27 protein-coding genes are annotated in these 25,901 nt (G+C 59.6%); 19 read left to right on the top strand and 8 right to left on the bottom strand.

The genetic code is table 11. The features are described 5' to 3' along the window. The 11 genes from atpB to glmS all read left to right on the top strand — a co-directional run bounded on the left by atpB (position 1) and on the right by glmS (position 10,998). Positions 1–870 (top strand): F0F1 ATP synthase subunit A, encoded by an 870-nt coding sequence (atpB, locus tag PMI20_RS03185; protein WP_007924498.1) that lies wholly within the window; start codon positions 1–3, stop codon positions 868–870. A 133-nt stretch (positions 871–1,003) separates the two neighbouring features. Next, positions 1,004–1,261, top strand: a complete 258-nt coding sequence (gene atpE / locus PMI20_RS03180; protein ID WP_002555987.1) for a F0F1 ATP synthase subunit C — start codon at positions 1,004–1,006, stop codon at positions 1,259–1,261. 57 nt (positions 1,262–1,318) lie between these two features. Next, the gene (locus PMI20_RS03175) at positions 1,319–1,789 is read left to right on the top strand and encodes a F0F1 ATP synthase subunit B (RefSeq protein ID WP_007924504.1); all 471 of its coding nucleotides are present in this window, start codon (positions 1,319–1,321) and stop codon (positions 1,787–1,789) included. A gap of 12 nt (positions 1,790–1,801) precedes the next feature. After that, positions 1,802–2,338: a F0F1 ATP synthase subunit delta gene (locus PMI20_RS03170; RefSeq protein WP_007924505.1), complete on the top strand. Its 537-nt coding sequence runs from the start codon at positions 1,802–1,804 to the stop codon at positions 2,336–2,338. Between the two features lie 21 nt (positions 2,339–2,359). Further along, positions 2,360–3,904 carry a F0F1 ATP synthase subunit alpha gene (atpA, locus tag PMI20_RS03165; protein WP_007924506.1) on the top strand — a complete coding sequence of 515 codons (1,545 nt, stop codon included), beginning with the start codon at positions 2,360–2,362 and terminating at the stop codon, positions 3,902–3,904. Between the two features lie 50 nt (positions 3,905–3,954). Beyond that, a complete protein-coding gene (gene atpG, locus PMI20_RS03160) occupies positions 3,955–4,815 on the top strand; it encodes a F0F1 ATP synthase subunit gamma (RefSeq protein ID WP_007924507.1) in 861 nt (286 codons plus the stop codon). Between the two features lie 27 nt (positions 4,816–4,842). Continuing rightward, positions 4,843–6,219, top strand: a complete 1,377-nt coding sequence (atpD, locus tag PMI20_RS03155; RefSeq protein ID WP_007924510.1) for a F0F1 ATP synthase subunit beta — start codon at positions 4,843–4,845, stop codon at positions 6,217–6,219. Positions 6,220–6,264: 45 nt separating this feature from the next. Beyond that, entirely contained in the window at positions 6,265–6,690 is a 426-nt protein-coding gene (locus tag PMI20_RS03150) for a F0F1 ATP synthase subunit epsilon (protein ID WP_007924512.1), read from the top strand. A gap of 114 nt (positions 6,691–6,804) precedes the next feature. After that, the gene (gene glmU / locus PMI20_RS03145) at positions 6,805–8,172 is read left to right on the top strand and encodes a bifunctional UDP-N-acetylglucosamine diphosphorylase/glucosamine-1-phosphate N-acetyltransferase GlmU (RefSeq protein WP_037034405.1); all 1,368 of its coding nucleotides are present in this window, start codon (positions 6,805–6,807) and stop codon (positions 8,170–8,172) included. Between the two features lie 200 nt (positions 8,173–8,372). Then, entirely contained in the window at positions 8,373–9,140 is a 768-nt protein-coding gene (locus tag PMI20_RS03140) for a DeoR/GlpR family DNA-binding transcription regulator (protein ID WP_007924514.1), read from the top strand. A gap of 10 nt (positions 9,141–9,150) precedes the next feature. Then, on the top strand, positions 9,151–10,998 hold the full coding sequence (gene glmS / locus PMI20_RS03135) for a glutamine--fructose-6-phosphate transaminase (isomerizing) (protein WP_007924515.1): 1,848 nt from the start codon (positions 9,151–9,153) through the stop codon (positions 10,996–10,998). 229 nt (positions 10,999–11,227) lie between these two features. Here the strand turns inward: glmS and PMI20_RS03130 are convergent, their stop codons facing one another. The 8 genes from PMI20_RS03130 to PMI20_RS03095 form a co-directional block, all read right to left on the bottom strand. Then, entirely contained in the window at positions 11,228–11,728 is a 501-nt protein-coding gene (locus PMI20_RS03130; RefSeq protein WP_007924516.1) for an outer membrane beta-barrel protein, read from the bottom strand. 392 nt (positions 11,729–12,120) lie between these two features. Then, entirely contained in the window at positions 12,121–13,050 is a 930-nt protein-coding gene (locus PMI20_RS03125) for an AraC family transcriptional regulator (protein WP_007924519.1), read from the bottom strand. A 32-nt stretch (positions 13,051–13,082) separates the two neighbouring features. Further along, the gene (locus PMI20_RS03120; protein ID WP_007924521.1) at positions 13,083–13,433 is read right to left on the bottom strand and encodes a hypothetical protein; all 351 of its coding nucleotides are present in this window, start codon (positions 13,431–13,433) and stop codon (positions 13,083–13,085) included. A 161-nt stretch (positions 13,434–13,594) separates the two neighbouring features. After that, positions 13,595–13,837, bottom strand: coding sequence for a hypothetical protein (locus PMI20_RS03115; protein ID WP_007924522.1), 243 nt, complete (start codon positions 13,835–13,837; stop codon positions 13,595–13,597). A gap of 274 nt (positions 13,838–14,111) precedes the next feature. Further along, complete coding sequence (locus tag PMI20_RS03110) at positions 14,112–14,591, bottom strand: hypothetical protein (RefSeq protein WP_007924523.1); 480 nt, start codon at positions 14,589–14,591, stop codon at positions 14,112–14,114. Beyond that, positions 14,588–15,406 carry a transcriptional regulator gene (locus tag PMI20_RS03105; protein WP_007924524.1) on the bottom strand — a complete coding sequence of 273 codons (819 nt, stop codon included), beginning with the start codon at positions 15,404–15,406 and terminating at the stop codon, positions 14,588–14,590. Before PMI20_RS03105 ends, PMI20_RS03110 begins: the two co-directional genes overlap by 4 nt. Positions 15,407–15,836: 430 nt before the next feature. Then, positions 15,837–16,298: a hypothetical protein gene (locus PMI20_RS03100; protein WP_007924525.1), complete on the bottom strand. Its 462-nt coding sequence runs from the start codon at positions 16,296–16,298 to the stop codon at positions 15,837–15,839. 131 nt (positions 16,299–16,429) lie between these two features. Further along, a complete protein-coding gene (locus PMI20_RS03095; RefSeq protein ID WP_007924526.1) occupies positions 16,430–17,110 on the bottom strand; it encodes a DUF3313 domain-containing protein in 681 nt (226 codons plus the stop codon). A 925-nt stretch (positions 17,111–18,035) separates the two neighbouring features. Between PMI20_RS03095 and PMI20_RS03090 the strand changes: the two genes are divergently transcribed. Genes PMI20_RS03090 through mtnP form a run of 8 tightly spaced genes read left to right on the top strand, consistent with a single transcriptional unit; the run spans position 18,036 to position 25,898 of the window. Continuing rightward, positions 18,036–19,115 carry a Gfo/Idh/MocA family protein gene (locus tag PMI20_RS03090; RefSeq protein WP_007924527.1) on the top strand — a complete coding sequence of 360 codons (1,080 nt, stop codon included), beginning with the start codon at positions 18,036–18,038 and terminating at the stop codon, positions 19,113–19,115. Next, the gene (locus PMI20_RS03085) at positions 19,105–20,214 is read left to right on the top strand and encodes a DegT/DnrJ/EryC1/StrS family aminotransferase (protein ID WP_007924528.1); all 1,110 of its coding nucleotides are present in this window, start codon (positions 19,105–19,107) and stop codon (positions 20,212–20,214) included. Before PMI20_RS03090 ends, PMI20_RS03085 begins: the two co-directional genes overlap by 11 nt. Beyond that, positions 20,214–20,726: an NUDIX hydrolase gene (locus tag PMI20_RS03080; protein WP_256593449.1), complete on the top strand. Its 513-nt coding sequence runs from the start codon at positions 20,214–20,216 to the stop codon at positions 20,724–20,726. Before PMI20_RS03085 ends, PMI20_RS03080 begins: the two co-directional genes overlap by 1 nt. Beyond that, the gene (locus PMI20_RS03075; protein WP_007924530.1) at positions 20,723–21,829 is read left to right on the top strand and encodes a DegT/DnrJ/EryC1/StrS family aminotransferase; all 1,107 of its coding nucleotides are present in this window, start codon (positions 20,723–20,725) and stop codon (positions 21,827–21,829) included. The genes PMI20_RS03080 and PMI20_RS03075 overlap by 4 nt, the downstream gene beginning before the upstream one ends. Further along, entirely contained in the window at positions 21,810–23,180 is a 1,371-nt protein-coding gene (locus PMI20_RS03070; protein ID WP_007924531.1) for an NAD(P)/FAD-dependent oxidoreductase, read from the top strand. The genes PMI20_RS03075 and PMI20_RS03070 overlap by 20 nt, the downstream gene beginning before the upstream one ends. Next, complete coding sequence (locus PMI20_RS03065; RefSeq protein ID WP_007924532.1) at positions 23,177–23,875, top strand: HAD family hydrolase; 699 nt, start codon at positions 23,177–23,179, stop codon at positions 23,873–23,875. Before PMI20_RS03070 ends, PMI20_RS03065 begins: the two co-directional genes overlap by 4 nt. A gap of 2 nt (positions 23,876–23,877) precedes the next feature. Further along, on the top strand, positions 23,878–24,990 hold the full coding sequence (locus PMI20_RS03060) for a fatty acid desaturase family protein (RefSeq protein WP_007924541.1): 1,113 nt from the start codon (positions 23,878–23,880) through the stop codon (positions 24,988–24,990). After that, on the top strand, positions 24,987–25,898 hold the full coding sequence (gene mtnP, locus PMI20_RS03055) for an S-methyl-5'-thioadenosine phosphorylase (protein ID WP_007924543.1): 912 nt from the start codon (positions 24,987–24,989) through the stop codon (positions 25,896–25,898). The genes PMI20_RS03060 and mtnP overlap by 4 nt, the downstream gene beginning before the upstream one ends. Positions 25,899–25,901: the final 3 nt, after the last annotated feature.

Genomic DNA, 25,901 nt, shown 5'->3' with positions numbered 1-25,901 from the left:
ATGGCAGAAACAACCGCTTCGGGCTATATCCAGCACCACTTGCAGAACCTGACCTTCGGTCAGCTACCTAATGGCGGCTGGGGCTTTGCCCACACCGCAGCAGAAGCCAAAGAAATGGGCTTCTGGGCATTCCACGTCGATACTCTCGGCTGGTCTGTGGCGTTGGGTCTGATCTTCGTTCTTCTTTTCCGCATGGCAGCCAAGAAGGCAACTTCCGGTCAGCCAGGTGCTTTGCAGAACTTCGTTGAAGTATTGGTCCAGTTCGTCGATGGCAGCGTGAAAGACAGCTTCCATGGCCGTAGCCCAGTGATTGCACCGCTGGCACTGACCATCTTCGTCTGGGTGTTCCTGATGAACGCCATCGACCTGATCCCGGTCGACTGGATTCCTCAGCTGGCCATCCTGATCTCCGGCGATGCGCACATTCCTTTCCGTGCCGTGTCGACTACCGACCCGAACGCCACGCTGGCCATGGCCTTCTCGGTGTTCGCACTGATCATTTTCTACAGCATCAAGATCAAGGGCATCGGCGGCTTCATCGGCGAACTGACCCTGCACCCGTTCGGCAGCAAGAACATCTTTGTTCAAGCGCTGCTGATTCCGGTGAACTTCCTGCTTGAATTCGTGACGCTGATCGCCAAGCCAATCTCTCTGGCACTTCGTCTGTTCGGCAACATGTACGCTGGCGAACTGGTGTTCATCCTGATCGCCGTGATGTTCGGCAGCGGCCTGCTCTGGCTCAGCGGCCTGGGCGTGGTGCTGCAATGGGCGTGGGCTGTGTTCCACATCCTGATCATCACCCTGCAAGCGTTTATCTTCATGATGCTGACCATCGTCTACCTGTCGATGGCACACGAAGAGAACCATTAAGACCGGTCTCGACCAGTCTGATGTCCCTCCCGGTCAAACGGGAGGGGGCCCGTCTAGGGCACGATGAAACGATTTGTTTTACCGCTTTAATCTAAAAAACCTAAACCATACGACGTAAAAGTCGGGAGGAAAGATGGAAACTGTAGTTGGTCTAACCGCTATCGCTGTTGCACTGTTGATCGGCCTGGGCGCACTGGGTACCGCAATTGGTTTCGGCCTGTTGGGCGGCAAGTTCCTGGAAGGCGCTGCGCGTCAGCCAGAAATGGTTCCAATGCTGCAAGTTAAAATGTTCATCGTTGCCGGCCTGCTCGACGCCGTAACCATGATCGGCGTTGGTATCGCTCTGTTCTTCACCTTCGCGAACCCCTTCGTTGGTCAACTCGCTGGCTAATCACTCGAATTTTCGAGTTGATTGGTGTGATGGACAACGAACGAGCGAGGTGTTGGCGTGAACATTAATGCAACCCTGATTGGCCAGTCCGTTGCGTTCTTCATTTTTGTACTGTTTTGCATGAAGTTCGTGTGGCCTCCGGTCATCGCGGCTTTGCACGAACGTCAGAAGAAGATCGCGGATGGACTGGACGCTGCCAGCCGAGCAGCTCGCGACCTGGAACTGGCCCAAGAGAAAGCGGGTCAGCAACTGCGCGAAGCAAAAGCTCAGGCAGCCGAAATCATTGAGCAAGCCAAGAAACGCGGTAACCAGATCGTCGAAGAGGCTGTTGAAAAAGCCCGTGTCGACGCTGACCGTGTGAAGGTTCAGGCTCAGGCCGAGATCGAGCAGGAACTGAACAGTGTCAAAGACGCGCTGCGTGCCCAACTGGGTGTGCTGGCCGTTGGCGGCGCCGAGAAGATCCTGGGTGCCACAATCGATCAAAACGCGCACGCGGAGCTGGTTAACAAACTGGCTGCTGAAATTTAAGCGAGGGCGATCATGGCAGAACTGACCACGTTGGCCCGACCTTACGCTAAGGCGGCCTTCGAGCACGCTCAGGCCCACCAGCAGCTGGCCTCTTGGTCAGCCATGCTCGGCCTGGCTGCAGCAGTGTCGCAAGACGACACCATGCGGCGCGTGCTCAAGGCCCCGCGACTGACGAGCGCAGACAAGGCCGCCACGTTTATCGACGTGTGCGGCGACAAGTTCGATGCCAAGGCACAGAATTTCATCCACGTCGTTGCCGAAAACGACCGTCTCCTGCTTCTGCCGGAGATCGCCGCCCTGTTCGACCTGTACAAGGCCGAGCAAGAGAAGTCGGTAGATGTGGAAGTCACCAGTGCTTTTGCGTTGAACCAAGAACAGCAAGACAAACTCGCCAAGGTTCTCAGTGCACGACTCGACCGGGAAGTGCGCCTGCAAGTTGCGGAGGACGCTGCCCTGATTGGTGGTGTCGTCATCCGCGCCGGCGACCTGGTTATCGATGGCTCGATTCGCGGCAAAATCGCGAAACTTGCCGAAGCATTGAAATCTTGAGTTTGAAGGGGCAGCAGAGCAATGCAGCAACTCAATCCTTCCGAAATAAGTGAAATTATCAAGGGCCGCATCGAAAAGCTCGATGTGACCTCCCAAGCCCGTAACGAAGGCACTGTCGTCAGCGTTTCTGACGGTATCGTGCGGATTCACGGTCTGGCCGACGTCATGTACGGCGAGATGATCGAGTTTCCGGGCGGTGTCTACGGTATGGCACTCAACCTCGAGCAAGACTCCGTAGGTGCCGTTGTACTGGGCGCATACACGACTCTGGCTGAAGGCATGAGCGCCAAGTGCACCGGCCGCATCCTCGAAGTTCCGGTTGGTAAGGAACTGCTGGGTCGCGTAGTCGACGCACTGGGTAACCCAGTTGACGGCAAAGGTCCGCTGAACAACACCGAGACCGACGCGGTCGAGAAAGTTGCTCCAGGCGTGATCTGGCGTAAGTCGGTAGACCAGCCTGTACAGACTGGCTACAAGGCTGTCGATGCCATGATCCCTGTCGGCCGTGGCCAGCGTGAGCTGATCATCGGTGACCGTCAGATCGGTAAGACCGCTCTGGCGATCGACGCAATCATCAACCAGAAAGACAGCGGCATCTTCTGCGTATACGTGGCTATCGGTCAGAAACAATCGACCATCGCCAACGTTGTTCGCAAGCTGGAAGAAAACGGCGCTCTGGCCAACACCATCATCGTGGCTGCCAGTGCTTCCGAATCCGCTGCCCTGCAATTCCTGGCACCGTACTCCGGTTGCACCATGGGCGAATTCTTCCGTGACCGCGGTGAAGACGCGCTGATCGTTTATGACGATCTGTCCAAGCAAGCAGTGGCTTACCGCCAGATTTCCCTGCTGCTGCGCCGTCCACCAGGCCGTGAAGCTTACCCAGGCGACGTGTTCTATCTCCACTCCCGTCTGCTGGAGCGCGCATCCCGCGTTTCGGAAGAGTACGTAGAGAAGTTCACCAACGGCGCGGTAACTGGCAAGACCGGTTCCCTGACCGCACTGCCGATCATCGAAACTCAGGCTGGCGACGTTTCCGCGTTCGTTCCGACCAACGTGATCTCCATCACCGACGGTCAGATCTTCCTGGAATCGGCCATGTTCAACTCCGGCATCCGCCCGGCAGTGAACGCCGGTGTTTCGGTATCCCGTGTAGGTGGTGCCGCTCAGACCAAGATCATCAAGAAGCTGTCCGGTGGTATCCGTACCGCCCTGGCTCAGTACCGTGAACTGGCAGCATTCGCCCAGTTCGCTTCTGACCTGGACGAAGCGACCCGTAAGCAACTTGAACACGGTCAGCGCGTTACCGAGCTGATGAAGCAGAAGCAATACGCGCCTATGTCCATCGCTGACATGTCGCTGTCGCTGTATGCCGCTGAACGTGGGTTCCTGACTGACGTCGAAATCGCCAAGATCGGTAGCTTCGAACAAGCGCTGATTGCTTACTTCAACCGCGATCACGCCGATTTGATGGCGAAGATCAACGTGAAGGGTGACTTCAATGACGAAATCGACGCTGGCCTGAAAGCCGGTATCGAGAAGTTCAAGGCCACCCAAACCTGGTAAGCCGCAGCGGGGGCCGCGAGGCTCCCGCTTGCTAACCTGATAGGTGTTACATGGCAGGCGCAAAAGAGATTCGCAGTAAGATTGCGAGCATCAAAAGCACGCAAAAGATTACCAGCGCCATGGAAAAAGTGGCGGTCAGCAAAATGCGCAAGGCACAAATGCGCATGGCTGCTAGCCGTCCTTACGCGGAGCGCATCCGCCAGGTTATTGGTCATCTGGCCAACGCCAACCCGGAATATCGCCACCCGTTCATGATCGACCGCGCAATCAAGCGCGTCGGTTATATCGTGGTGAGCAGTGACCGTGGTCTGTGCGGTGGTTTGAATACCAACCTGTTCAAGGCTTTGGTCAAGGACATGGCGGTAAACCGCGAAAATGGCGTCGAGATCGATCTGTGCGTGGTAGGCAGCAAAGGTGCGGCTTTCTTCCGTAACTTCGGCGGTAACGTCGTCGCTGCAATCAGCCACCTGGGTGAAGAGCCGTCGATCAATGATCTGATCGGCAGCGTCAAGGTGATGCTGGATGCCTACCTGGACGGCCGGATTGACCGCCTGTCCGTGGTGTCCAACAAGTTCATCAACACCATGACGCAACAGCCTACGGTGGAGCAGTTGATTCCGCTGGTGGCAACCCCGGATCAAGAACTCAAGCACCACTGGGACTATCTCTACGAACCGGACGCCAAAGAGCTGCTTGACGGCTTGATGGTTCGCTACGTGGAGTCGCAGGTCTACCAGGCGGTGGTCGAGAACAACGCGGCTGAACAAGCTGCGCGGATGATCGCGATGAAGAACGCTACCGACAACGCCGGTGATTTGATCAGCGATTTGCAGCTGATCTACAACAAGGCGCGTCAGGCTGCGATCACCCAAGAGATCTCGGAAATCGTCGGCGGCGCTGCCGCGGTTTAACGGTTCAAATATTCAGAGGATCCAGCTATGAGTAGCGGACGTATCGTTCAAATCATCGGCGCCGTTATCGACGTGGAATTTCCACGCGACAGCGTACCGAGCATCTACGACGCCTTGAAGGTTCAAGGCGCCGAAACCACTCTGGAAGTTCAGCAGCAGCTGGGCGACGGCGTGGTACGTACCATTGCGATGGGCTCCACCGAGGGCTTGAAGCGCGGTCTGGACGTCAACAACACTGGCGCAGCCATCTCCGTACCCGTCGGTAAAGCGACCCTGGGCCGGATCATGGACGTACTGGGCAACCCGATCGACGAAGCTGGCCCGATCGGCGAAGAAGAGCGTTGGGGCATTCACCGTCCTGCGCCGTCCTTCGCTGAACAAGCTGGCGGCAACGACCTCCTGGAAACCGGCATCAAGGTTATCGACCTGGTTTGCCCGTTCGCCAAGGGCGGTAAAGTCGGTCTGTTCGGTGGTGCCGGTGTGGGCAAGACCGTAAACATGATGGAACTGATCCGTAACATCGCCATCGAGCACAGCGGTTATTCCGTGTTCGCCGGTGTGGGTGAGCGTACTCGTGAGGGTAACGACTTCTACCACGAGATGAAGGATTCCAACGTTCTGGACAAAGTGGCACTGGTATACGGCCAGATGAACGAGCCGCCGGGAAACCGTCTGCGCGTAGCTCTGACCGGCCTGACCATGGCCGAGAAGTTCCGTGACGAAGGTAACGACGTTCTGCTGTTCGTCGACAATATCTATCGTTACACCCTGGCCGGTACCGAAGTATCCGCACTGCTGGGCCGTATGCCTTCCGCAGTAGGTTACCAGCCGACCCTGGCTGAAGAGATGGGCGTTCTGCAAGAACGTATCACTTCGACCAAGCAAGGCTCGATCACCTCGATCCAAGCGGTATACGTACCTGCGGACGACTTGACCGACCCGTCGCCAGCGACCACCTTCGCCCACTTGGACGCCACCGTCGTACTGTCCCGTGACATCGCTTCCCTGGGTATCTACCCAGCGGTAGATCCACTGGACTCGACTTCCCGTCAGCTGGACCCGAATGTGATCGGCAACGAGCACTACGAAACCGCTCGCGGCGTTCAGTACGTGCTGCAGCGCTACAAAGAGCTGAAGGACATCATTGCGATCCTGGGTATGGACGAACTGTCCGAAGCCGACAAGCAACTGGTATCCCGCGCTCGTAAGATCCAGCGCTTCCTGTCGCAGCCGTTCTTCGTGGCTGAAGTCTTCACTGGTTCTCCAGGCAAATACGTTTCCCTGAAAGACACCATCGCTGGCTTCAAAGGCATCCTCAACGGTGACTACGACCACCTGCCAGAACAAGCGTTCTACATGGTCGGCGGCATCGAAGAAGCGATCGAGAAAGCCAAGAAACTGTAATCCCGGCGCCCGGCAACGGGCGCTAATTTAGGTTGAGGCAAGCAGATGGCTATGACAGTCCATTGCGATATCGTCAGCGCGGAAGGGGAAATCTTCTCCGGTCTGGTCGAGATGGTGATCGCACACGGCGAGCTGGGGGATCTTGGTATCGCCCTGGGTCACGCTCCGCTGATCACTAATCTGAAACCAGGTCCGATCCGCTTGATCAAGCAGGGCGGGGAAACCGAGGTGTTCTACATCTCCGGTGGTTTCCTCGAGGTTCAGCCGAACATGGTCAAGGTTCTTGCCGACACCGTGCAGCGTGCTGCCGACCTGGACGAAGCCTCCGCTCAGGAAGCCGTCAAGGCTGCTGAGAAGGCCCTGAATGAAAAAGGCGCAGATTTCGACTACGGTTCTGCTGCTGCACGTCTGGCCGAGGCCGCAGCCCAGCTGCGCACCGTCCAGCAGATCCGCAAGAAGTTCGGCGGCTAAGCCGCGGGATTTCCGCGTGATTGATTAAAAAGGGTAGCCTCGGCTACCCTTTTTCTTTTTTTGCAATTCACCTCATGGTCGCAGTCGCTGACCACCCAGGATTGGTAGCCAGTCATGTCTCTCGAAATCGTTATTCTCGCTGCCGGTCAAGGCACTCGCATGCGTTCGTCGTTGCCAAAGGTGCTGCACCCGGTGGCGGGCAACTCCATGCTGGGGCATGTTATCCACAGCGCCCGGCAACTCGATCCACAGCGCATCCATGTCGTCATCGGTCACGGTGCCGATGCGGTGCGTGAACGCCTGGCGGCGGACGACCTGAATTTTGTGCTGCAGGACAAGCAATTGGGTACCGGTCACGCCACCGCCCAGGCGGTGCCGTTCATTACCGCCGATACCGTGTTGATTCTCTACGGTGACGTACCGCTGATCGAAGTCGAAACCCTGCAGCGCTTGCTCAAGCACGTGGTTCCCGGGCAAATGGGATTGCTGACCGTGGAGCTGGACGACCCGACCGGGTATGGCCGGATCGTTCGCGATGCCGACGGCAGGGTCGCAGCCATCGTCGAGCACAAGGACGCCAGTGAAGCACAACGCGCTATCACCGAAGGCAACACCGGCATCCTTGCCGTGCCGGCCAATCGCCTTGCCGACTGGATGAGTCGTCTGTCGAATAACAACGCCCAGGGCGAGTATTACCTGACTGACGTGATTGAGATGGCGGTCAGCGATGGTTTGTTGGTGGCCACCGAGCAACCGCACGATCCGATGGAAGTGCAGGGCGCCAACGATCGCAAGCAGCTGTCCGAACTGGAGCGTCATTACCAGTTGCGCGAAGGTCGGCGCCTGATGGCTCAGGGCGTGACCCTGCGCGATCCGGCACGTTTCGATGTGCGCGGTGAAGTGACGGTGGGCCGTGACGTGCTGATCGACATCAACGTGATTCTCGAAGGCCGCGTGGTCATCGAGGACGACGTGGTGATCGGCCCGAACTGCGTGATCAAGGACAGCACCCTGCGCAAGGGCGTGGTGATCAAGGCCAACAGTCATATCGAAGGTGCTGTACTGGGTGAAGGCAGCGATGCCGGTCCGTTCGCCCGCCTGCGCCAGGGTACTGTTCTCGAAGCCCGTGCCCATGTGGGTAACTTTGTCGAGTTGAAGAACGCACGCATGGGCGAGGGCGCCAAGGCCGGGCACCTGGCCTACCTGGGCGATGCCGAGATCGGTGCGCGCAGCAACATCGGCGCCGGCACCATTACCTGCAACTACGATGGCGCCAACAAACATCGGACAGTGCTGGGCGAAGACGTCTTCATCGGTTCCAACAACTCCTTGGTGGCACCTGTGGATATCCAGGACGGCGCGACCACAGCGGCCGGTTCCACCATCAACCAGACTGTGGAAAAAGCCCAGCTGGCCGTGGCCCGTGCCCGACAGAAGAACATCGACGGCTGGAAACGCCCGGTGAAAATCAAGAAGAGCTGAGTTATCCACAACGCAGTGGCCGGTACTCTCGAGATTGCTTTCGCGGGCAAGCCTCGCTCCTACAGACAGTGATATCTGTAGGAGCGAGGCTTGCCCGCGATGCTTTTATCCACAGATTTTTTTCTTGCGCTGGCTTGACGAATTTCCGGCAATAGGTTTTGATTGCTTCCGTTATCTTTCGAATCGAAACTTAAGTGCTCATGTCGAAACGCAATACGCCCCAGCGCCGTCACAACATTCTGGCCTTGCTCAATGAACAGGGCGAGGTGAGCGTGGATGAGCTGGCTAAACGCTTCGAAACTTCGGAAGTTACGATCCGCAAGGACCTGGCGGCCCTGGAGAGCAATGGTCTGTTACTGCGGCGCTACGGCGGCGCGATCACCATGCCGCAGGAACTGGTCGGCGATATCGGCCAGCCGGTGTCCCGGTACAAACAAGCCATCGCTCGCGCGGCGGTTGCGCGGATTCGCGAACACGCCCGCATCATCATCGACAGTGGCAGTACCACCGCGGCCATGATTCCCGAACTCGGCCAGCAGCCAGGCCTGGTGGTCATGACCAACTCGCTGCATGTGGCCAATGCCCTGAGCGAACTGGAGCACGAGCCGGTGCTGTTGATGACCGGCGGTACCTGGGACCCTCACTCCGAGTCGTTCCAGGGGCAGGTCGCCGAACAGGTATTGCGTTCCTACGACTTCGACCAGCTGTTTATCGGTGCCGACGGCATCGACCTGGTGCGCGGGACCACCACCTTCAACGAGTTGCTCGGCCTGAGCCGGGTGATGGCCGAGGTGGCGCGGGAAGTCGTGGTGATGGTCGAGGCCGACAAGATCGGCCGCAAGATTCCCAACCTGGAGCTGCCCTGGAGCAGCGTCCATACCCTTATTACCGATGATCGCCTGCCTGCAGAGGCCCGCGACCAGATTCAAGCCCGCGGCATCACGCTGATTTGCGCGGCAGTCATCTAGGAGAGAAACCATGTGTGGAATTGTTGGCGCCGTTGCTGAACGGAATATCACGGCCATCCTGCTCGAAGGCCTCAAGCGTCTCGAATACCGCGGCTACGACAGCGCCGGGGTGGCGGTCCTGAGCAACGATGGCAAGCTCGAGCGTATGCGTCGTCCGGGCAAGGTCAGCGAGCTGGAACAGGCCCTGGCCGGCGCGCCGCTGGTCGGTCGCCTGGGCATCGCCCACACCCGCTGGGCCACTCACGGCGCGCCATGCGAGCGTAACGCCCACCCGCATTTCTCCGGCGACCTGGCGGTGGTGCACAACGGCATCATCGAGAACCATGAAGTCCTGCGCGAGCAACTCAAGGGCCTGGGCTACGTATTCACCTCGGACACAGACACCGAAGTCATCGCCCACCTGCTGGAGCACAAACTCAAGGACCTGGGCGACCTGACCGTGGCCCTGAAAGCCACCGTCAAGGAACTGCATGGCGCCTATGGCCTGGCCGTGATCAGCGCCAGCCAGCCGGACCGCCTGGTCGCCGCCCGCAGTGGCAGCCCATTGGTGATCGGCCTGGGCCTGGGGGAAAACTTCCTGGCTTCCGACCAACTGGCCCTGCGTCAGGTAACCGATCGCTTCATGTACCTGGAAGAGGGCGATATCGCCGAGATTCGCCGCGACAGCGTGCAGATCTGGGATGTCGACGGCAAAGCGGTCGAGCGTGAAGCCGTGCAATACCGTGATGGCGCCGAGGCCGCCGAGAAAGGCGAGTTCCGCCACTTCATGCTCAAGGAAATCCACGAGCAGCCAGCCGTGGTGCAACGCACCCTCGAAGGCCGCCTGAGCCCGAACCAGGTGCTGGTCCAGGCCTTCGGTCCACAGGCCGCCGAGCTGTTCGCCAAGGTGCGCAATGTGCAGATCGTTGCCTGCGGCACCAGCTACCACGCCGGCATGGTTGCCCGTTACTGGCTGGAAGAGCTGGCCGGGATTCCGTGCCAGGTCGAAGTGGCCAGCGAGTTCCGCTACCGCAAGGTGGTGGTGCAGCCGGATACCCTGTTCGTGACCATTTCCCAGTCCGGCGAAACCGCCGACACCCTGGCCGCGCTGCGTAATGCCAAGGAGCTTTCTAGAGAAGAAGGGGGCTACCTCGCCAGCCTGGCGATCTGCAACGTCGGTATCAGCTCGCTGGTGCGTGAGTCCGACCTGACCCTGCTGACCCAGGCCGGTCGCGAAATCGGCGTGGCATCGACCAAAGCCTTTACCACCCAGCTGGTTGGCCTGCTATTGCTGACCCTGTCCCTGGGTCAGGTCCGCGGCACCCTGGGCGAAGGCGTCGAAGCCACCCTGGTGGAAGAACTGCGGCGCTTGCCGACCCGCTTGGGCGAAGCCCTGGCGATGGACAGCACGGTGGAAAAAATCGCCGAGCTGTTCGCCGAGAAACACCACACCCTGTTCCTCGGTCGTGGCGCACAGTTCCCGGTAGCGATGGAAGGGGCACTCAAGCTCAAGGAAATCTCCTACATCCACGCCGAAGCCTACCCGGCCGGCGAGCTCAAGCACGGTCCGCTGGCGCTTGTGGATAACGACATGCCCGTCGTCACCGTGGCGCCGAACAACGAGTTGCTGGAGAAGCTCAAGTCCAACCTGCAGGAAGTCCGCGCCCGTGGCGGCGAGCTGATCGTCTTTGCCGACGAGCAGGCCGGCATGACCAACGGCGAGGGCACGCATGTTATCCACATGCCGCATATCCACGACATCCTGTCGCCGATCCTCTACACCATCCCCCTGCAATTGCTGTCGTATTACGTAGCGGTGCTCAAGGGTACGGATGTCGACCAGCCGCGCAATCTGGCCAAGTCCGTCACGGTGGAGTGAGTTATCCACAAGCCGGCTGCATGGCTGGCTACCGGCGTCCGACATCGCTCCGACGCCGGTCATGGCGCTTACTCGCGCGCTGGCTCTTGATCGTTTCGTGCTGTTCGCAAGAGGGGCATGTGAGGGGAGGAGTGGCGTAGGCCGGTCTGCCGTGGTTCAGGCGGCAAGTCCAACATAGAGATGTGAGGCACGTTGAGCGGCCAGTCTGGCCGCTCGATGCCTGCGGGCGTTACCAGAGAATAAAAGCGGACGCCGTTGTCTGATTCAGGTTGATGTCGCCGACTTCCAGCACTTCATATTCGGCGCGAAGACCGATGTTGCGAAACACATCAAACTCGACGCCGGCACCGTAGGTCATATTCACCCCGGTATCATCGTCGCTGGCATTCCCGTCGGCATCCCAGGCATGGGCACCGACACTGCCGAAGACGCGCACCCGCTCTCCCAGCGGAAAGCCGAGGTGGGCACTGGCCTGAACGGATTTACCATCGAAATCGAGATCCTCGTCCTTGAATTGGCCGAGATCGACGAATGCGCCCTCAAAGGCCAGATAACTGTTGACGCGATAACCTGCAAAAACCTTGTAGCTGTAGTCCTCATCGCTCAGATGGGTTTTGTCGGTTTCGATGCTGCTCACGCCTGCGCCAAGATACAGGCCTCTGTCATCGGCCAGTGCCTGAAAAGACAGCAACGAAAGCAGTGAAACGAAGCCAATTTTTCGCAATAGCATGTGAAATAAAATCCTCTACAGGTTTATCGATTGGGTTATCTGAATTCGATTGATCGCGAGGCCGATAACGACATTGATTGATTTTGATGCGTGACATCGCCCAAAAAGAAACGCGGGAGTTATTGATATAAACAACTAACTACTGCTGCAGCGAAGTTTTCAAAGCAAGAGTATTAGTAACAATCAATCAACCAGGCCAATGCGACTCCACATAAATAGGCGGCGAGGCAATAGAAGATCTTCTGTTTGAGCGACAGTGCATTTAATCGATAGCGCATGCTTGTTCGTCCCTTGAGTTGGAAATAATCAATATTGGCCATTGGGCTTGGCGGATGAAAACTATTGATTGTCATTTCTTGGGCTTGGTGCCGCTGCAGGGAGCTGCGAAGCCATCAGTTCGTGGCGTTGCGCCTGGCTGTCTCTGACGGAGGCTCCCCATAGGCGTCCTGATAGGCCTTGGAAAACCGGCCCAGGTGGTGGAAGTTCCAATACATCGCGGTTTCGGTAACCGTTGGCCAGGTGTTGCGGATCAAGTCTCGACGAACATTGGCGAGCCGCAGGTTCTTAATATAGGCGATCGGCGAAATTCCGAAAGTTTCGGAAAAGCCGTGGTGCAAACTGCGCGAGGTGGTTTCAAACTGCATGACCAGCGCGGTGATGTTGAGCGATTTCTTGGTGTTCTGGTGAATGTAATCCATGACTTCTGTCGCGACTTTCCTTCTTCTCGGAGGGTAAAGTTCGGAGCGATTAGCAGGCGTCAGGGCCCGTAATAGAGAAGCCAGCAGAACACTTTCAATGGCGGCGCGGCGGCGCTGTTTGGCGTCGATAAAATAAGTGCCAATTTTCTGCAGGGCAGCTTGAATCAGCTTGAAGTTCGCAGCCTGAAAGCGCTGCTCCTTTCGATGTGCAAATACATCAATCACCGAATGTTCTTTGAGGCACTGTGCATAATGTTCCAGCGTCGTGCTCAGGATGAAAATGGTTTCATTCGGTTCGCAAATGTAATGCACGGGCTCGCGGCTATAGAGCACGACGATTTCGTTAGGCCGCAGTGCGTGGTTGTTCACCAGCGGACGGCCGACGGAAGTCTGTGAAATGACAAAGGTCACAAAGCCATGGGGAACCGAACCGGTCAGGGTGACGGTTGAATCGAACTCCAGCCTGCTGCATTGGAACCTGGAGCTATGAATGAGCCTGTGTTGTCGAATGCTTGCTTTGCGCTCTGATGGAATGAGGTTCATCCCCCACGACCCAATCGTTCTCTTGGGAGTGCCCGCGGGACTTGACGTTACATGAAAGACGTCATCAGGGATGTTGCGCATGGAATTGAATACTCTTCAGCCAATGGATAGTGCTAAACGGTTTTTTCAGGCGTCGATGGCTCTGGGGTAAGCTCCAGTGCTGCTGAAAAAACGTACGTATCGCTTGTTGGCAAATTCAGGTTTTGAAGTTTGCACAACGCTGTTTTCGAACCGAAGATCGCTGTTTTCTGAGCTGTTGGGTCGATGGCCGCTGCATCAAAGGCAAAGTAATCGCTGGCTGGATAGTCGCTGCGAATCCTGTAGTTGGACTGTTCATCGGCCAATGTCTTTTTGCGGTTTTCAATAGTGGTCAGGTCAGGCCGGTAGACTTCCTCATCCTTGATCATGGCCTTGAGCGAAAGCACGGCACCCAAAGAGACGGTTACGAGATTTTTCAGCAGCATTGATGTGCGTTCCCTATTAATGATTTTCAGGCAGAACACAGCGTCAGCCGTGGCCTGTGGATAGTCTTGCGATGCGTATTAAGGTCAGAACTCAGGTGGTCGATGATCAAATAGCGGGTTGCGTTTTTTCAAAGTCCGGCCAGCCCGCTAAGGAGCCATGATCAAATGGAAATTAATGAATAGTCTTGAACTTCATTAATCGCGTCCGGTGGCGGGAAAGGAACAGGAAGATCCATCGTGCCTTCGTCGTTATGCTGTTCATTTTCAAAGTAGATTTTCAACTGCGACAGTTTCAGTTTTTCGTTCGGGCTCAACTCGATCTGGTAGAACTCGATCTCGGTGCTGGCGCTGGAGTGCTCGTTTTGCGCCGCCGAGTAAAAGGGCAGTGCAACCAAAGAGAGCACTGCCAGGATCCTGGTTATCATCGATTTGACGACTCGCAAAAAAAGGTACGTTTGCATCGGGCACCCGCAAGAGTGTTTGAATGAGGGCCGCGGAGCCGGTTTTCTGCCGGGGGCAACAGGCAGGGCTCCGAACGCGACAATGGCGAGATATTGAGGGGGAGGGAGCGTCTGATTCAAATCAGTGATTATTATTTTTCTGCTTGAATCAGCATTGGCGGACAACGGGCATCAAGCCCCTGTCGCCTGGTCAAGCTCGGGTGGGGCGTGGCAGTGACTAGTGGTTCATGCAGCGCAGACGACTCAGTTCATGCACATAAACGCACATGGTGTTTTTATCGGTAGTGGGGATCAGTTCGTAATTTAGAACAGCGCCTTCTTGCAGGACGTATTGGCGTTTGAAAAAAAGATCCGGCGTCTTTTCGATGGCGAACAGTTCGTTATCCTGGCTTAACTTGACGGTCCTGATTTTAATTTGAACGTGATGATTACTCTCACGGATAACGTCCGCTGAAATAGTAGAGTTACGAATTTTTCCGTTCAGGCTTTCCAGCGTGGTTTGGGTAAGTCGACCGTGCCCGATGGTCATGTACTCTTCCGTATTGAGTTGGTTCGAATCTTCCAGCCATTGTTGGGTGATGGTTTGATAACTGATGTTTTCCATGTAGTGAGTGGGCGAGTAAGTCAGCGAGAAAATACACGCGGCGTTAATGGCTCCCAGCACTAGCCAATGGGCGGTCGATACTGTTGGCTTCATAGGGTGGCTTCCAAACATTGCCGGATCATCAGTGCGAGATCTTTCTGTTCGCTGTGCGATTGCAGGTTTGCAGTGCTTAGATCCGGGCGGACGCACGAAACGGAATAGTTTGATTTAGCGAGATTCAACCAGACCTGGCCTTTCAACTCGGGTGACTGTTGAACCTGTTTCGCCGAAAGATCCCTCAGCGATTGGGCTTCGGCGACCGTGTTGGCCACTGCATGAATGACCAGATCGTTCTGTTTTATGCTGGAAACTTCAATTTTCGGCGTGTCGAAGCCGGAGCGGAAACCGGTAAAGGCACACACGCCCAAGGTCAGGATGTAACCGATCAACTGGGCTTTGGTGATGCGAGTCGATGGCCTGGCTTTTTCCGAAGGCAACGGCAGGGCTTCTTTCGGGTTGGCCTCCAGCACTTCCATGACCGGCTCGACAGGTTGTGCGGCGGTATCTGGCGGCATCGGCAAGTCGGCGGGCGCATTGACTACATACTGGCGATTGAAGCAATAACCTCTTCGCGGAACCGTCATCAAGATCTCGTGATCTCGACTGTCGTTGAGAATGTTGCGAAGGGAGAAAACGGCTTGATTCAAACTGCCGGAGGCGACGACACGGTCATTCCAGGTGTAGTCGATGATCTCTTCGCGGCTTTTAGTCTGACCCGGTTCCATCAGCAGCAGATTCAGTAGACGCGATTCAGCCCTGCCTATCGTGGAGTTTTGCACCTCTCCAAGAGGTGTAGTGATAGAGAGCAAGGCGGTATCCGGGTCGAAAACAACCATGGCGTCGTTTTTCAGCTTGAAGGCGTAGCGCATGGGAATCCTTCGTTCAGGTGGTTCTGGCTGAGTATAGAGACGGCGTCGATGGCGCGCGGATGGGCGCGCGAAGTGCAGGGAGAATCACTGGACACTGCTGGAACAGCCCATCAAAAGTCTCATTGGAATCAAGCAAGGAAATCCACGGGAGTTAATCGCAGGCAGCGATGATGCTCAGTGCGAGTCATCTGCGCCATCCGAAAAGTGCAAGGCAGTGTATCGGACGGCCTGTTATTCAAGCACAAGCTTGCGGCCAGTCATATCCGTCGTGTCGTATTGCCGTGAACCGCTGGACAAGGATTGCAGGCAGAGGGAGAAGGAAAGATGGGGCAGGGGGGAGGGGCGAACGTGCAGGCATTCCAGTGCAGCATGCGAAATTGATTTTCCAATCTGCATCAAGAATGCCTGCGCTGTGTAAAAGTCCGGCGGCTCAAGGCAGGACGTTGTAGCCACGCTGTTGCAGGCAACTGGTGTACACCGAGTTATTGGCGGTGATGTTCTGTTCGCTGGTTTTCAGGTCCTGCCTGCGTTCCTGGCGCTGTCTCGACGCGCCGATCATTGCCCCGGCCGTCGCGGCGCTGCGTGCACGGTTCTGGCGATAGTCCTGCTTGATATCGTCGTCGATCTGGTCGTAGACGTTTTCATGTTGCCGACCCCGGACCTCCGCGGCAGTGGCCCCGGCGATGGCCGCGGTGGTGGCGCCTTTTACCCGGCCGCCGGCCGGCACGGTGTTCTGTGTCGGGAACTGCGCGTTGGCCTGCGACTGGCAGGCGCTGGTGTCTTGCTGGATCGTCTGGGAAGTCTGGCCCTTTAATGGAACCACCGTCGCCGCCATCGCACCGGAGCTGGCGAGCAATACAAAGGCCGATAAGGCAAAGCTGAAAATTTTCATCAAGTCGGACTCTCATTGGCCGTCGTTACCCGGCCTGGCGGTTTGTCTTTGCAGACGCAGCGCGACTGCCGTTCCTGAAACCCTGAACCTTTCGATGCAATGCAACGTTTGCACCCGGGCCTGCGCGCTGGTTACTGCTTGGAAAGCAACGTCTGCATGTCGTTTGTCATGCTTTTGAATGCAGCCTTGAAGTCATTGGCGACTATCGGCTGGCTGGCATTTTCCAAGGTCTCGCCGAACACCTTGCGAACCATCTTGGCGACCGGCAAACCGGTTTTAGCATCGATCAAATCGGCTTCGAGATACAGCTCCGCCGTCTGATCGCGATGACCGGTAGCGGCCTGTGTTGCGCCGACGATTGCAGCGATGGGGACGACCTCATACCAATGCATGCCTTCGTTGCTGGCGCTGACCTGGGTGATTGCCGCCTGCAGGATCAAGGTCCGCGAATGGGGCGCTGCCTGGCGCACACTCGAGACGACCGTGTAGGACGGTGCGAATGCGTTCCTTACGCTGTTGCTGGCGTTGACCTGCAGGTCCCTGAGGGTTTGCAGGTTGACCCGCTCGGTCGCTTTCGGCGAGGGATACAGCATCACTTCCTTGAACACGACGGTGGAATAGGCGTGAGGATCAAACCCTGGCGCTACCCAGCGCAGCACTGTCTGCTCACTGGGCGTGGTGTGTTCTTCCAGGCCCTCATAGTTAGGCAAGAAGCCCGAATATTGCCCTTGCTGCGCCACCTTCGAGACACAGCCGGCCTGGAATACGCAACTCAGGACAATTCCTACGAGCCATTTGTTCGACATGCACATATGTTCTGTTTCCCAGTGTTGAAAGTTGACATTGCGGTTTCCTGAGCTTGCCCCCGATACACGCTTGAGCTGACGCGAGGCGATGCCTGCCTGTCGCTCAAGGCGTAGCGCAATGTTGCCCGTAGGGGCTGGATAATCCGAATCAATAATCCTCAACAATGATCAAACTTCAGCGCCAGGGCCCGTGCGGCCTCAGGTCGTGAGATTGCGCAACCCGCTATGCCCGGTCGTCGCGACGCTTGCGCAAAAGACGCAATGGATGGCGCGGGTCAATTTGGCCGCGGGTTCAACGACGCCGGCTCCGGGCCTATATGGCCCGTTGCCTTATGTCCGGATTACTCAAAACAATATGATGAAACGATATAGCAACTGATTTGCGCTCCGAAAAAGGCTGATCTATACCTCCAAGCCACACATTGATGAGGTGTGTGCAAAGCAAGGGCTCACGGAACCGGAGCTCCTGCATAACAAGGGATAGAAACAGCGCTTCAAGGATGATTCAGCCATGCATGCGTATCGGCATTTCGGTCGTTGTTCCGTTTTTAAACGAAGCCACAATTCTTCGATCCAGGTTTTCGACCAGGTTGCTCATTGCCACCGGCGTTCGATTCGACCTGGTTCCCCTCCTTCCTATTGCCTTCGCGGCGCTATCCCTTCTGTCTATCACGCTTCTATGACTCCTCGGCATCAGCCGGGTGTCGGCGTGTGGCGAGAAACATCCGAGTGTTCCACCCGGGTGACCCTGGGCAACAGCCCGAACGGACTCTGTAAAGGTGATCCGTTGTTCTGAGGCAATCCTGCCTCGATTGAAGCGAATGTCGGACCGGATCGGCTCACTCCGCAGGTGACCCGAGGCGGATCCCGTGTAGTCGTTCGTCCAACCTTTTCATGACGCAGTACCCACTTTTCCAGGATGGAGATGGTTATGACTGTACTCAGAGTTGGCATCGTCGGTCTCGGCGCGCAGATGCAAGAAAACCTGCTGCCCACGCTTCTGCAAATGCCGGATATTCGCATCGTCGCCGTGTGCGACAGCGACCTGACCCGCGCCGGACAGATTCACCGTTTCATTTCCGAGGTCGCGATCACCGACGACTTCGATGAGATGCTCGATACCGCTGCGCTGGATGCGGTGGTCATGGCGTGTCCGCCCCAGGCGCACCGGGACCTGGCGATCAAGGCAATGGCCAAAGGCGTGCATGTCTTCGTCGAGAAGCCGCCGTGCTTCACCCTCGCCGAGCTCGAATACCTGATCGGCGCGGCGCGCCAGGCCCAGGTGGTCACTGGCGTGGGCATGAACTTCAAATATGCCAAGCCCATGCGCCAGCTGCGCGATATGACGCGCACCGAGCAGTTCGGCAAGGTCGTGCACATCCAGCTCAACCACTATGCGAGCAAACCCACCGCGCCGCTGTGGGGGCTGGATTCCACGCTGCGTTCGTTCCTGCTGGCCCAGGCGATTCACACCATCGACCTTGGCGTGACCTTCGGCGGCGGCGAATTGCGCGATATCGAATCCCGGGTCCAGCGCCACGAGGACTCGCTGCTGGTGAGCCTGGAGCTCGGTTTCAGCTCCGGCGCGACGGTCAGCCTGCTGAGCGGGACGATGTTCCCGTACTTCGAATTCGACATGAAGATCGTCAGCTCCAATTCGATGATGGTCGAGCTCAACAACCTGTGGAACATCACCCTGCACGAACCGGTGCATGGCACCGGGGCAACCGGCACCGCCAAGCGCTGGCGCGGCGCGTGGCAGCCAGGGCCGCTGGATTCGGGTTATGAGCGCAGCGGCTATTTCGGCGAACTGGAGAAGTTCTTCGACGCGGTGCGCAACCGTACGCCTTACGAGGCCAGCTTCGAGAGCCTGCTGCCGACCTTCCGGGTGATCGAGCAGATCTGTCATGCCGACAGCGCCCGCGCCGATGTCGCCCCCGTGCTTGCCCTCCATTCCACCCATGCCGCCAAGTCCCCAGCCTTTCTCGGAGCCCAGACCAATGTCCTCTAATCTGTCCAGCACCGCCCGCATCTCCGTTTCCGACAAATACCGTCCGGTGTACGCCGACGATCTGCTGACTTTGCAGAACACCCTGGAACGGCCGCTGTCCGGCACCAGCGATGTGGTGGGCGAATACGAGGCCAAGCTGGCAGCCTGGTTCGAGGCGCGGCATGCGATCGCGGTCTCCTCGGGTGGCGCGGCCCTGAGCGTGGCGATCTACGCCGCCGGCGTCGGTCCCGGCGACGACGTCCTGCTGACGCCGAGCTGCCCGCTGTGCACCATCTATCCGATCATCGCCGCGGGCGCCAACCCGATCTTCGTCGACACCCGCCGTCATGGTTTCGGCGCCGACCCGGAATCGATCAAGGCCCGCATTACCCCGCGGACCCGGGCGATCATCGATATTCCGATGTGGGGCTACCCCACCGAAGTCGATGAGCTGCAAGGCCTGACCCGCGAGCTGGGGATCAAGCTGATCCTCGACCTGGCGCATTCCCATGGCAGCACCCTCAATGGCCGGCCGCTGTCGGCCTACGGCGACCTGTCGTGCTTCAGCACCCACGAACGCAAGCCGCTGGCCACCGGCGAGGGAGGATTCATCCTCACCGACGACGACCAACTGGCCCAGCGTTGCCGCGACTACAGCCGCTTCGGCAACCTCAACGGCAAGGACTTCGGCCTCAACTACAAGCTGGCCGCGCTGCCTGCCGCCCTGGGCGCCAACCGCCTGGACTCGCTGGCCGCGCAGATCGAGCAGCGCCGCGCCAATGCCACCTACTTCCTGCAGCAGCTCGACCACAGCAAGGTGCGAGAAAAGGTCATCATCGAGGACGGACGGACCAACTACTACTTCCTCAACCTGGAGCTGCATTTCGCCGACAACCGGGCCTTCATCGATTATCTGGACGAGGCGGGCATCCCGTCGGACATCAAGCGCTACGGCTGCAAGGCGCTCTACGAGTTCCCGGCGTTGGCCCAGTACCGCAACGACTGCCCCAACGCCGAGGCGCTGCTGGCCAGCATGACCACCATCCCGGTCCATCCGGACATTACCCGCGCCGAACTGGACTACATGGCCGAACGGATCAACCAGTACGGGGCCGCATGATGACGGACGTTCTTGATCGTTCGACCCTGGACCGGCATTTCACGGCCTCGGCGTTCGTGTTGAACCCCGACCGCAAGATGCTCCTGTTGCACCACCGCAAGTTGGGGGTCTGGCTGTATCCGGGCGGCCACATAGAACAGGGGGAAACCCCTGATGTGGCGGTGCTGCGCGAGATCTACGAAGAAACCGGGATTCACGCCGCCCTGCTGGGCGAGCGTGACCTGGAACTGGCCGATGCCGAGACCGATGTCACTGTGTTGCACCAGCCTTACCGGATCCTCTGCGAATACATCGATGACAAGCGCGGGCCGCATTACCACCTGGACCTGATCTACCTCACCGCCACCGACCTGCGGGCTTGCCCGCCGGAGCGCGAGGTGGAAAACGCGCGCTTCTTCAGCCGCCAGGAAACCGCCGAGCTGAAGATGTTCCCCAACTTCCGGCGCATGGTGGACCGGGTGTTCGCCGATGCCGAGGTGTGGGACATGGTCGGCCGGAAGGTGGCGCCATGAACCAGGCCCTTGCTCAACAGGCCCGGGTCATCGCGGACAAGTGTGGCCACGATACCGCCGACGATGTGCCCGAGCTGCAACGCGCCCTGGCGACAGGGCTGACCGGTACCTCGCAGATCGTCGAGGACTACGAGACCGCGCTTGCCGTGTTGTACGGCGTGCGTCATGTGATCGCCGTGTCGTCGGGGGCCGCTTCGGTCACCGCGGCGCTGGCCGGCGTGCGGTTCCAGCCGGGGGACGAAGTGATAGTCGCGCCCACGTGCCCGATCTGCACCGTCCTGCCGATCCTGTCCCTGGGCCTGGTCCCGGTGTTCTGCGATGTGGCGCCGGACAACTTCGGGCTCGACCCGGATGACCTGCAACGCTGCATCGGCCCGCGTACCTGCGCGGTGATCGAGGTGCCGATGTGGGGGTATCCGATCGCCTCGCATACCACCTGGGCCACCACGCGCCAGGCCGGCATTCCGCTGATCCAGGACCTGGCCCATGCGCACCTGACGCGCCTGAACGGCAGCTGGTTGGCGCAGCATGGCGACATCAGTTGCTTCAGCACCCACGACTGCAAGTTCATGTCCACCGGCGAGGGCGGTTTTGTCATGACCGATGACGATGAGCGTGCCAGCCGTATCCGCGCCTACACCCGCTTCGGCAACCTCACCGGCGAAACCCTGGGCATCAACCTCAAGCTCGGCGGCCTACAGGCCGCCCTCGGGCTGGCGCGTTCGCGGCAGCTGGAAAGCCGCTTGCACCAGCGCCAGGCCAACCGCCGGCAGCTGCTGGAGCAACTGGACAACCCGGCGATCCGCGAACTGCCGCTGACCCCCGGTGGAGAGGCCAACGCCTATGCCTTGCTGTTGCAGGCGGTGGGGCACGACGGGCGTGAACTGGTGCATTACCAGCAGCGTCACGGCATCCCTTCGGACATCGGCAAGTACGACAACCAGCCGCTGTACCAGTTGCCGCTGCTGGCGCAGTACCGCCGCGATTGCCCCAACGCCGCCCGGTTGCTGCGTTCGCTGACCACGGTGCCGCTGCACCCGGGCCTGGCGGGCGACGACCTGGCCTACATTGCAAAGGTGCTCAATGACTACTCCCCAGCCTGATACCGCCACGGGCGGTCGCCATGCCGTGGTCATCGGCGGCAGCGTGACGGGCTGCCTGACGGCCGCGGTCCTGGCCCGGCGTTTCCAGCGGGTCACGGTGATCGAGAAGAGCGATTTCTTCGACGAGACCGGGCCGCGCCAGAGCCTGCCCCAGGAGCACCACGTCCACCTGTTGCTGCTGCGCGGCAAGCAGATTATCGAAGGCATCTTCCCCGGCACCTTGAGCGCCCTGGAGCAGGGCGGCGCGCAGGTGGCCGACCTGGGTCACGACGTGAAGTGGTACCAGGGCGGGCGTTGGAAAAACCGTTACCGCAGTGGCATTTATGCCCATTACTGCAGCCGGCGCCTGATCGACAACCAGCTGCGCCGGGCCCTGCTCGGCGTGCTGAACATCGAGGTGCTGTCGAGCACCCGGGTCACGCAGATCGAGTTCACCGGGGTCGATCCTTCCCGGCGGGTCGAGGCGGTGACCGTCGACGATGGCCACGGCGAGCGGACCCTGCGCTGCGACCTGCTGGTCGACGCCAGCGGGCGTGGCACGCGCTTGCCGACGTGGCTGAAAGAGGCCGGCTTCGGCGAAGTCGAGACCAGCGTGGTCAAGACCGAGCTGGGTTATGCGTCGCGCATCTACCGGCGTCTTCCGGCCTATGCCGAGCAGTGGCAGGTCCTGCTGGTGCTGCCCAAGGCGCCGTTGCAGCGTTCCATGGGAGTGATCAGCCCGATCGAAGGCGACCGCTGGATGGTCACCACCGGTGGCTGGTTCGGTCACTTTCCCGGCAACGACCCGCAGGAGTTCCTGCAGGCGCTGGCGGCGCTTCCGGTGCCAGATATCCATGAGGTGATCCGCGACGCCGAGCCGCTGTCGCCGGTCTACACCTTCAAGATGCCCGGCAGTCGCCGCACGCACTTCGATCGGGTCGAGCACTGGCCGGCCGGGCTGCTGGTGGTCGGCGATGCCTTGAGCAGCATGAACCCGCTGTACAGCCAGGGCATGACCATCGGCGCGCTGGAGGCCGATTGCATCGACCACCACATCGACCAGGTATTGCAGGGCGGCCAGGGCTTTCGCCAATTGCAGGGCCGCTTGTGCGAAGTGGTCGATGGCGCCTGGAGCATGGCCACCACCGAAGACTTCCGCTTTCCTGAAACCGTTGGCCAGCGCAGTTGGCGCACGCGTTTCCATCATTGGTACGGCGCCGGCCTGGGCCAGGTCTCGGCGAACAATCGGCGGGCCCTGGAAACCCAGATTGGCGTGACCAACCTGGTGATGGAGCCCAGCAAGCTCTACACACCGGCGATCGCCTCGCGTATCGCCCTCAACGCCCTTCTTGCGGAGAAAACCCGACCATGATCGATGATCGACTGCACTTCTCGGGGATCGAACACCTGGTCTTCGACTGGAACGGCACCCTGATCGACGACATCGCCCTGGCGGTCAGCGCGGTCAATCGCTGTGGCGAGCGCTATGCGGTGCCGCCCATCGATGCCGGGCGCTACCGTGCGCTGTTCGACTTTCCGATTGCCGATTTCTACGCCTCCCTGGGGTTCGACCTGCAGCGCACGCCCTTCGCGCGAATCGTCGAACACTACCTGGAGCATTTCGATACGCATGTTGCGCAGTGCCCGCTGCACGAAGGGGTATTCGAGGTGCTGGAGGCGGCGCGCAATGCCGGTATCGGCGTCTCCATCGTGTCCGCCTCGCATTGCGACGTGCTGCGCAAGACCCTGGAAGCCAAGGGCCTGCTCGGGCATTTCGAGCATGTCGTGGGGCTGAGCCACAACCAGGCCACCAGCAAGACCGCCGAGGCCCTGATGCTGCAGGAGAAGCTCGGCACACCGGCCGGGCGCACCCTGTTCATCGGCGACACCCTGCACGACTACGACGTGGCGCGGGCCGTCGGCTGGCAGCCGCTGCTGGTCAGCACCGGCCATCAGGACCTCAACCGCCTGCGGCAGGCCGACGCCCCGGTCTTCGGTGGGTTGGGCGAACTGCTGGGCCATTACGCCAGTGACGAGCGGCGCGCCGTCGTTCACGAGGGGGCCTGATCATGGACACCGAGCACATTGTCCTGTTGGGCCTGATCGCTGCTTCGCTGCTGTTGCGCGCGCTGGTGGCGTTCTATTACCGGGATGCGCAGCGGGTGCTGCGCCTGCTCAAGCTGATACCGCGCCTGGAGGGGCGGCGGGAGCAGTACTACCGCCCGCTGGATACCTGGTTCGCGCCGTTGCCCTTTGTCTGGACGTGGCTGGATATAGTCGCCGCGGTGCAGGCGGCGTCGATCTACTCGTCGCCGCTGGCCTGGTTGGCCGTGCTGCTGTGGAGCGGCGGGCGCATGCGCGCGTTGCAGGAGTTCGGGCACAACGCGGTGCACTTCGCCCTGTGTCGCCACCATGCCTGGCAGTGGTGGCTGAGCAACGTGTTCTACCAGTTCCCGATGTTCAAGCGCGACATGCGCAGCCGGCACCAGACCCACACCCTGGAACACCATCGCCACCCCAACCATCCGCAACTCGATCCCAACCGCGCCCGGGTGCATGCCGGCGGCTATGTGGCGGGCCTGTCGCCCAGCGGTTTCTATGCGCTGTTGCTGTACCCGCTGACCCCCCGCGGGGCCTGGGTCAATCTCACCACCCTGGTGCGCAGCAGCCTGCTCAACCACTCACGCCTGACCACCCTGGCGCGGTGCCTGAGCGTGGCGGCGGTGGCGGCGTTGCTGTACGCCTTCGGTGGCTGGGAAGGCGTGTTGTTCGGCTGGTTGCTGCCGTTGCTGACGTCCTATCCGGTCTTTGCCTGGATCTCGCTGCTGACCGAGCACCGCTGGTTCATCGAGGGCACCGCGCGCAATCGCCGTGAGCTGGAATACCTGGCGGGCCGGCCCACCGATTACTTCGGGGTTTCCGGCTGGCTGGTGCGGGTATTCATCGCCCCGACGTCCGACGCCTATCACCTGGCGCATTCCCTGTACCCCGGCGTGCGCTGGAACTACCTGCCGGCGATCGACCGGCACCTGAAAATCCACGAACCGCGCTACAGCAGCAACGCCAGCGAAGGGCTGCTGTTGCCTCGCGGCAATGCGCCCACGGCCCTGTCCGAACTCTATGAGCGCCTGGTGTGCACCGAACACGAACCGTCCCCCCTGAAGTCGAGAGGTAGCCTGTGACCCATTCCACTCCAACCCAGCACGTTCAACGTATCGGCATCATCGGCGGCAGCGGCCTGCAACAGCTGCCTGGCCTGCAGGACATTCAGCAAGTGGAATGCACGACGGCCTTCGGCACGCCGTCGTCGCCGCTCACCCTGGGCACGCTCAATGGCGTGCCCGTGGCCTTTGTGCAACGGCATGGCGTGGGGCATGTGATTCCGCCGGCCTCGATCAATGCCCGGGCCAACATCGCCGCGCTGCGCAGCGTCGGTTGCACGCAATTGCTGTCGGTCAGCGCGGTGGGCAGCCTGACCCACGACGCGCCTCCCGGCAGCTTTGTGCTGATCGACCAGTACATCGACCGCACCATCCAGCGGGAAAAAACCTTTTTCGGCCCCGGGCTGGTCGGCCATGTGCCTTTCGGCGAGCCGGTCTGCGCGCGCATGCGTGGCGTGCTCGCCGAGAGTGCCGAGGCCACTGATATCCAGGCGCGCAACGGCGGCACCTACGTGGTCATGGAAGGCCCGCAGTTCTCCACCCGCGCCGAGTCCCACCTGTACCGCCAGTGGGGCGGCACGGTGATCGGCATGACCGCGATGCCCGAAGCCAAGCTGGCCCGCGAGGCCGAGCTTTGCTACGCGATGATTGCCATTCCGACCGATTTCGACTGCTGGCACGAATCCCACGAGCCGGTGAACGCCACCCTGGTGGCGCAACGCATGGCGGACACCTTCAACCTGACCCGGCGCCTGGTGACCGAAGCCGTGACCCGCCTGGGCCAGCATGCAGGTGCCTGCCCCTGCGGTTGCGATCGCGCCCTGGACACCGCGGTGATGACCGCGCCCGAGCACAGGGACCCGCGGATGGTCGAGCGTCTGTTGAGCGTTGCGCCCCATGCCACTCATCTCTCTGCGAGCAAGGAATGAAGC

The organism is Pseudomonas sp. GM17 (assembly GCF_000282175.2).
Taxonomy (GTDB): domain Bacteria; phylum Pseudomonadota; class Gammaproteobacteria; order Pseudomonadales; family Pseudomonadaceae; genus Aquipseudomonas; species Aquipseudomonas chlororaphis.
This window is presented reverse-complemented; position numbering and strand designations above follow the sequence as displayed.

Bases quoted from the DNA above. Each gene is read 5' to 3' on its own strand.
- atpB (WP_007924498.1), top strand. From the start codon at position 1: ATGGCAGAAACAACCGCTTCGGGCTATATCCAGCACCACTTGCAGAAC.
- atpE (WP_002555987.1), top strand. From the start codon at position 1,004: ATGGAAACTGTAGTTGGTCTAACCGCTATCGCTGTTGCACTGTTGATC.
- PMI20_RS03170 (WP_007924505.1), top strand. From the start codon at position 1,802: ATGGCAGAACTGACCACGTTGGCCCGACCTTACGCTAAGGCGGCCTTC.
- atpA (WP_007924506.1), top strand. From the start codon at position 2,360: ATGCAGCAACTCAATCCTTCCGAAATAAGTGAAATTATCAAGGGCCGC.
- atpG (WP_007924507.1), top strand. From the start codon at position 3,955: ATGGCAGGCGCAAAAGAGATTCGCAGTAAGATTGCGAGCATCAAAAGC.
- atpD (WP_007924510.1), top strand. From the start codon at position 4,843: ATGAGTAGCGGACGTATCGTTCAAATCATCGGCGCCGTTATCGACGTG.
- PMI20_RS03150 (WP_007924512.1), top strand. From the start codon at position 6,265: ATGGCTATGACAGTCCATTGCGATATCGTCAGCGCGGAAGGGGAAATC.
- glmU (WP_037034405.1), top strand. From the start codon at position 6,805: ATGTCTCTCGAAATCGTTATTCTCGCTGCCGGTCAAGGCACTCGCATG.
- PMI20_RS03140 (WP_007924514.1), top strand. From the start codon at position 8,373: ATGTCGAAACGCAATACGCCCCAGCGCCGTCACAACATTCTGGCCTTG.
- glmS (WP_007924515.1), top strand. From the start codon at position 9,151: ATGTGTGGAATTGTTGGCGCCGTTGCTGAACGGAATATCACGGCCATC.
- PMI20_RS03130 (WP_007924516.1), bottom strand. From the start codon at position 11,728: ATGCTATTGCGAAAAATTGGCTTCGTTTCACTGCTTTCGTTGCTGTCT.
- PMI20_RS03125 (WP_007924519.1), bottom strand. From the start codon at position 13,050: ATGCGCAACATCCCTGATGACGTCTTTCATGTAACGTCAAGTCCCGCG.
- PMI20_RS03120 (WP_007924521.1), bottom strand. From the start codon at position 13,433: ATGCTGCTGAAAAATCTCGTAACCGTCTCTTTGGGTGCCGTGCTTTCG.
- PMI20_RS03110 (WP_007924523.1), bottom strand. From the start codon at position 14,591: ATGAAGCCAACAGTATCGACCGCCCATTGGCTAGTGCTGGGAGCCATT.
- PMI20_RS03105 (WP_007924524.1), bottom strand. From the start codon at position 15,406: ATGCGCTACGCCTTCAAGCTGAAAAACGACGCCATGGTTGTTTTCGAC.
- PMI20_RS03100 (WP_007924525.1), bottom strand. From the start codon at position 16,298: ATGAAAATTTTCAGCTTTGCCTTATCGGCCTTTGTATTGCTCGCCAGC.
- PMI20_RS03095 (WP_007924526.1), bottom strand. From the start codon at position 17,110: ATGTGCATGTCGAACAAATGGCTCGTAGGAATTGTCCTGAGTTGCGTA.
- PMI20_RS03090 (WP_007924527.1), top strand. From the start codon at position 18,036: ATGACTGTACTCAGAGTTGGCATCGTCGGTCTCGGCGCGCAGATGCAA.
- PMI20_RS03085 (WP_007924528.1), top strand. From the start codon at position 19,105: ATGTCCTCTAATCTGTCCAGCACCGCCCGCATCTCCGTTTCCGACAAA.
- PMI20_RS03080 (WP_256593449.1), top strand. From the start codon at position 20,214: ATGACGGACGTTCTTGATCGTTCGACCCTGGACCGGCATTTCACGGCC.
- PMI20_RS03075 (WP_007924530.1), top strand. From the start codon at position 20,723: ATGAACCAGGCCCTTGCTCAACAGGCCCGGGTCATCGCGGACAAGTGT.
- PMI20_RS03070 (WP_007924531.1), top strand. From the start codon at position 21,810: ATGACTACTCCCCAGCCTGATACCGCCACGGGCGGTCGCCATGCCGTG.
- PMI20_RS03065 (WP_007924532.1), top strand. From the start codon at position 23,177: ATGATCGATGATCGACTGCACTTCTCGGGGATCGAACACCTGGTCTTC.
- PMI20_RS03060 (WP_007924541.1), top strand. From the start codon at position 23,878: ATGGACACCGAGCACATTGTCCTGTTGGGCCTGATCGCTGCTTCGCTG.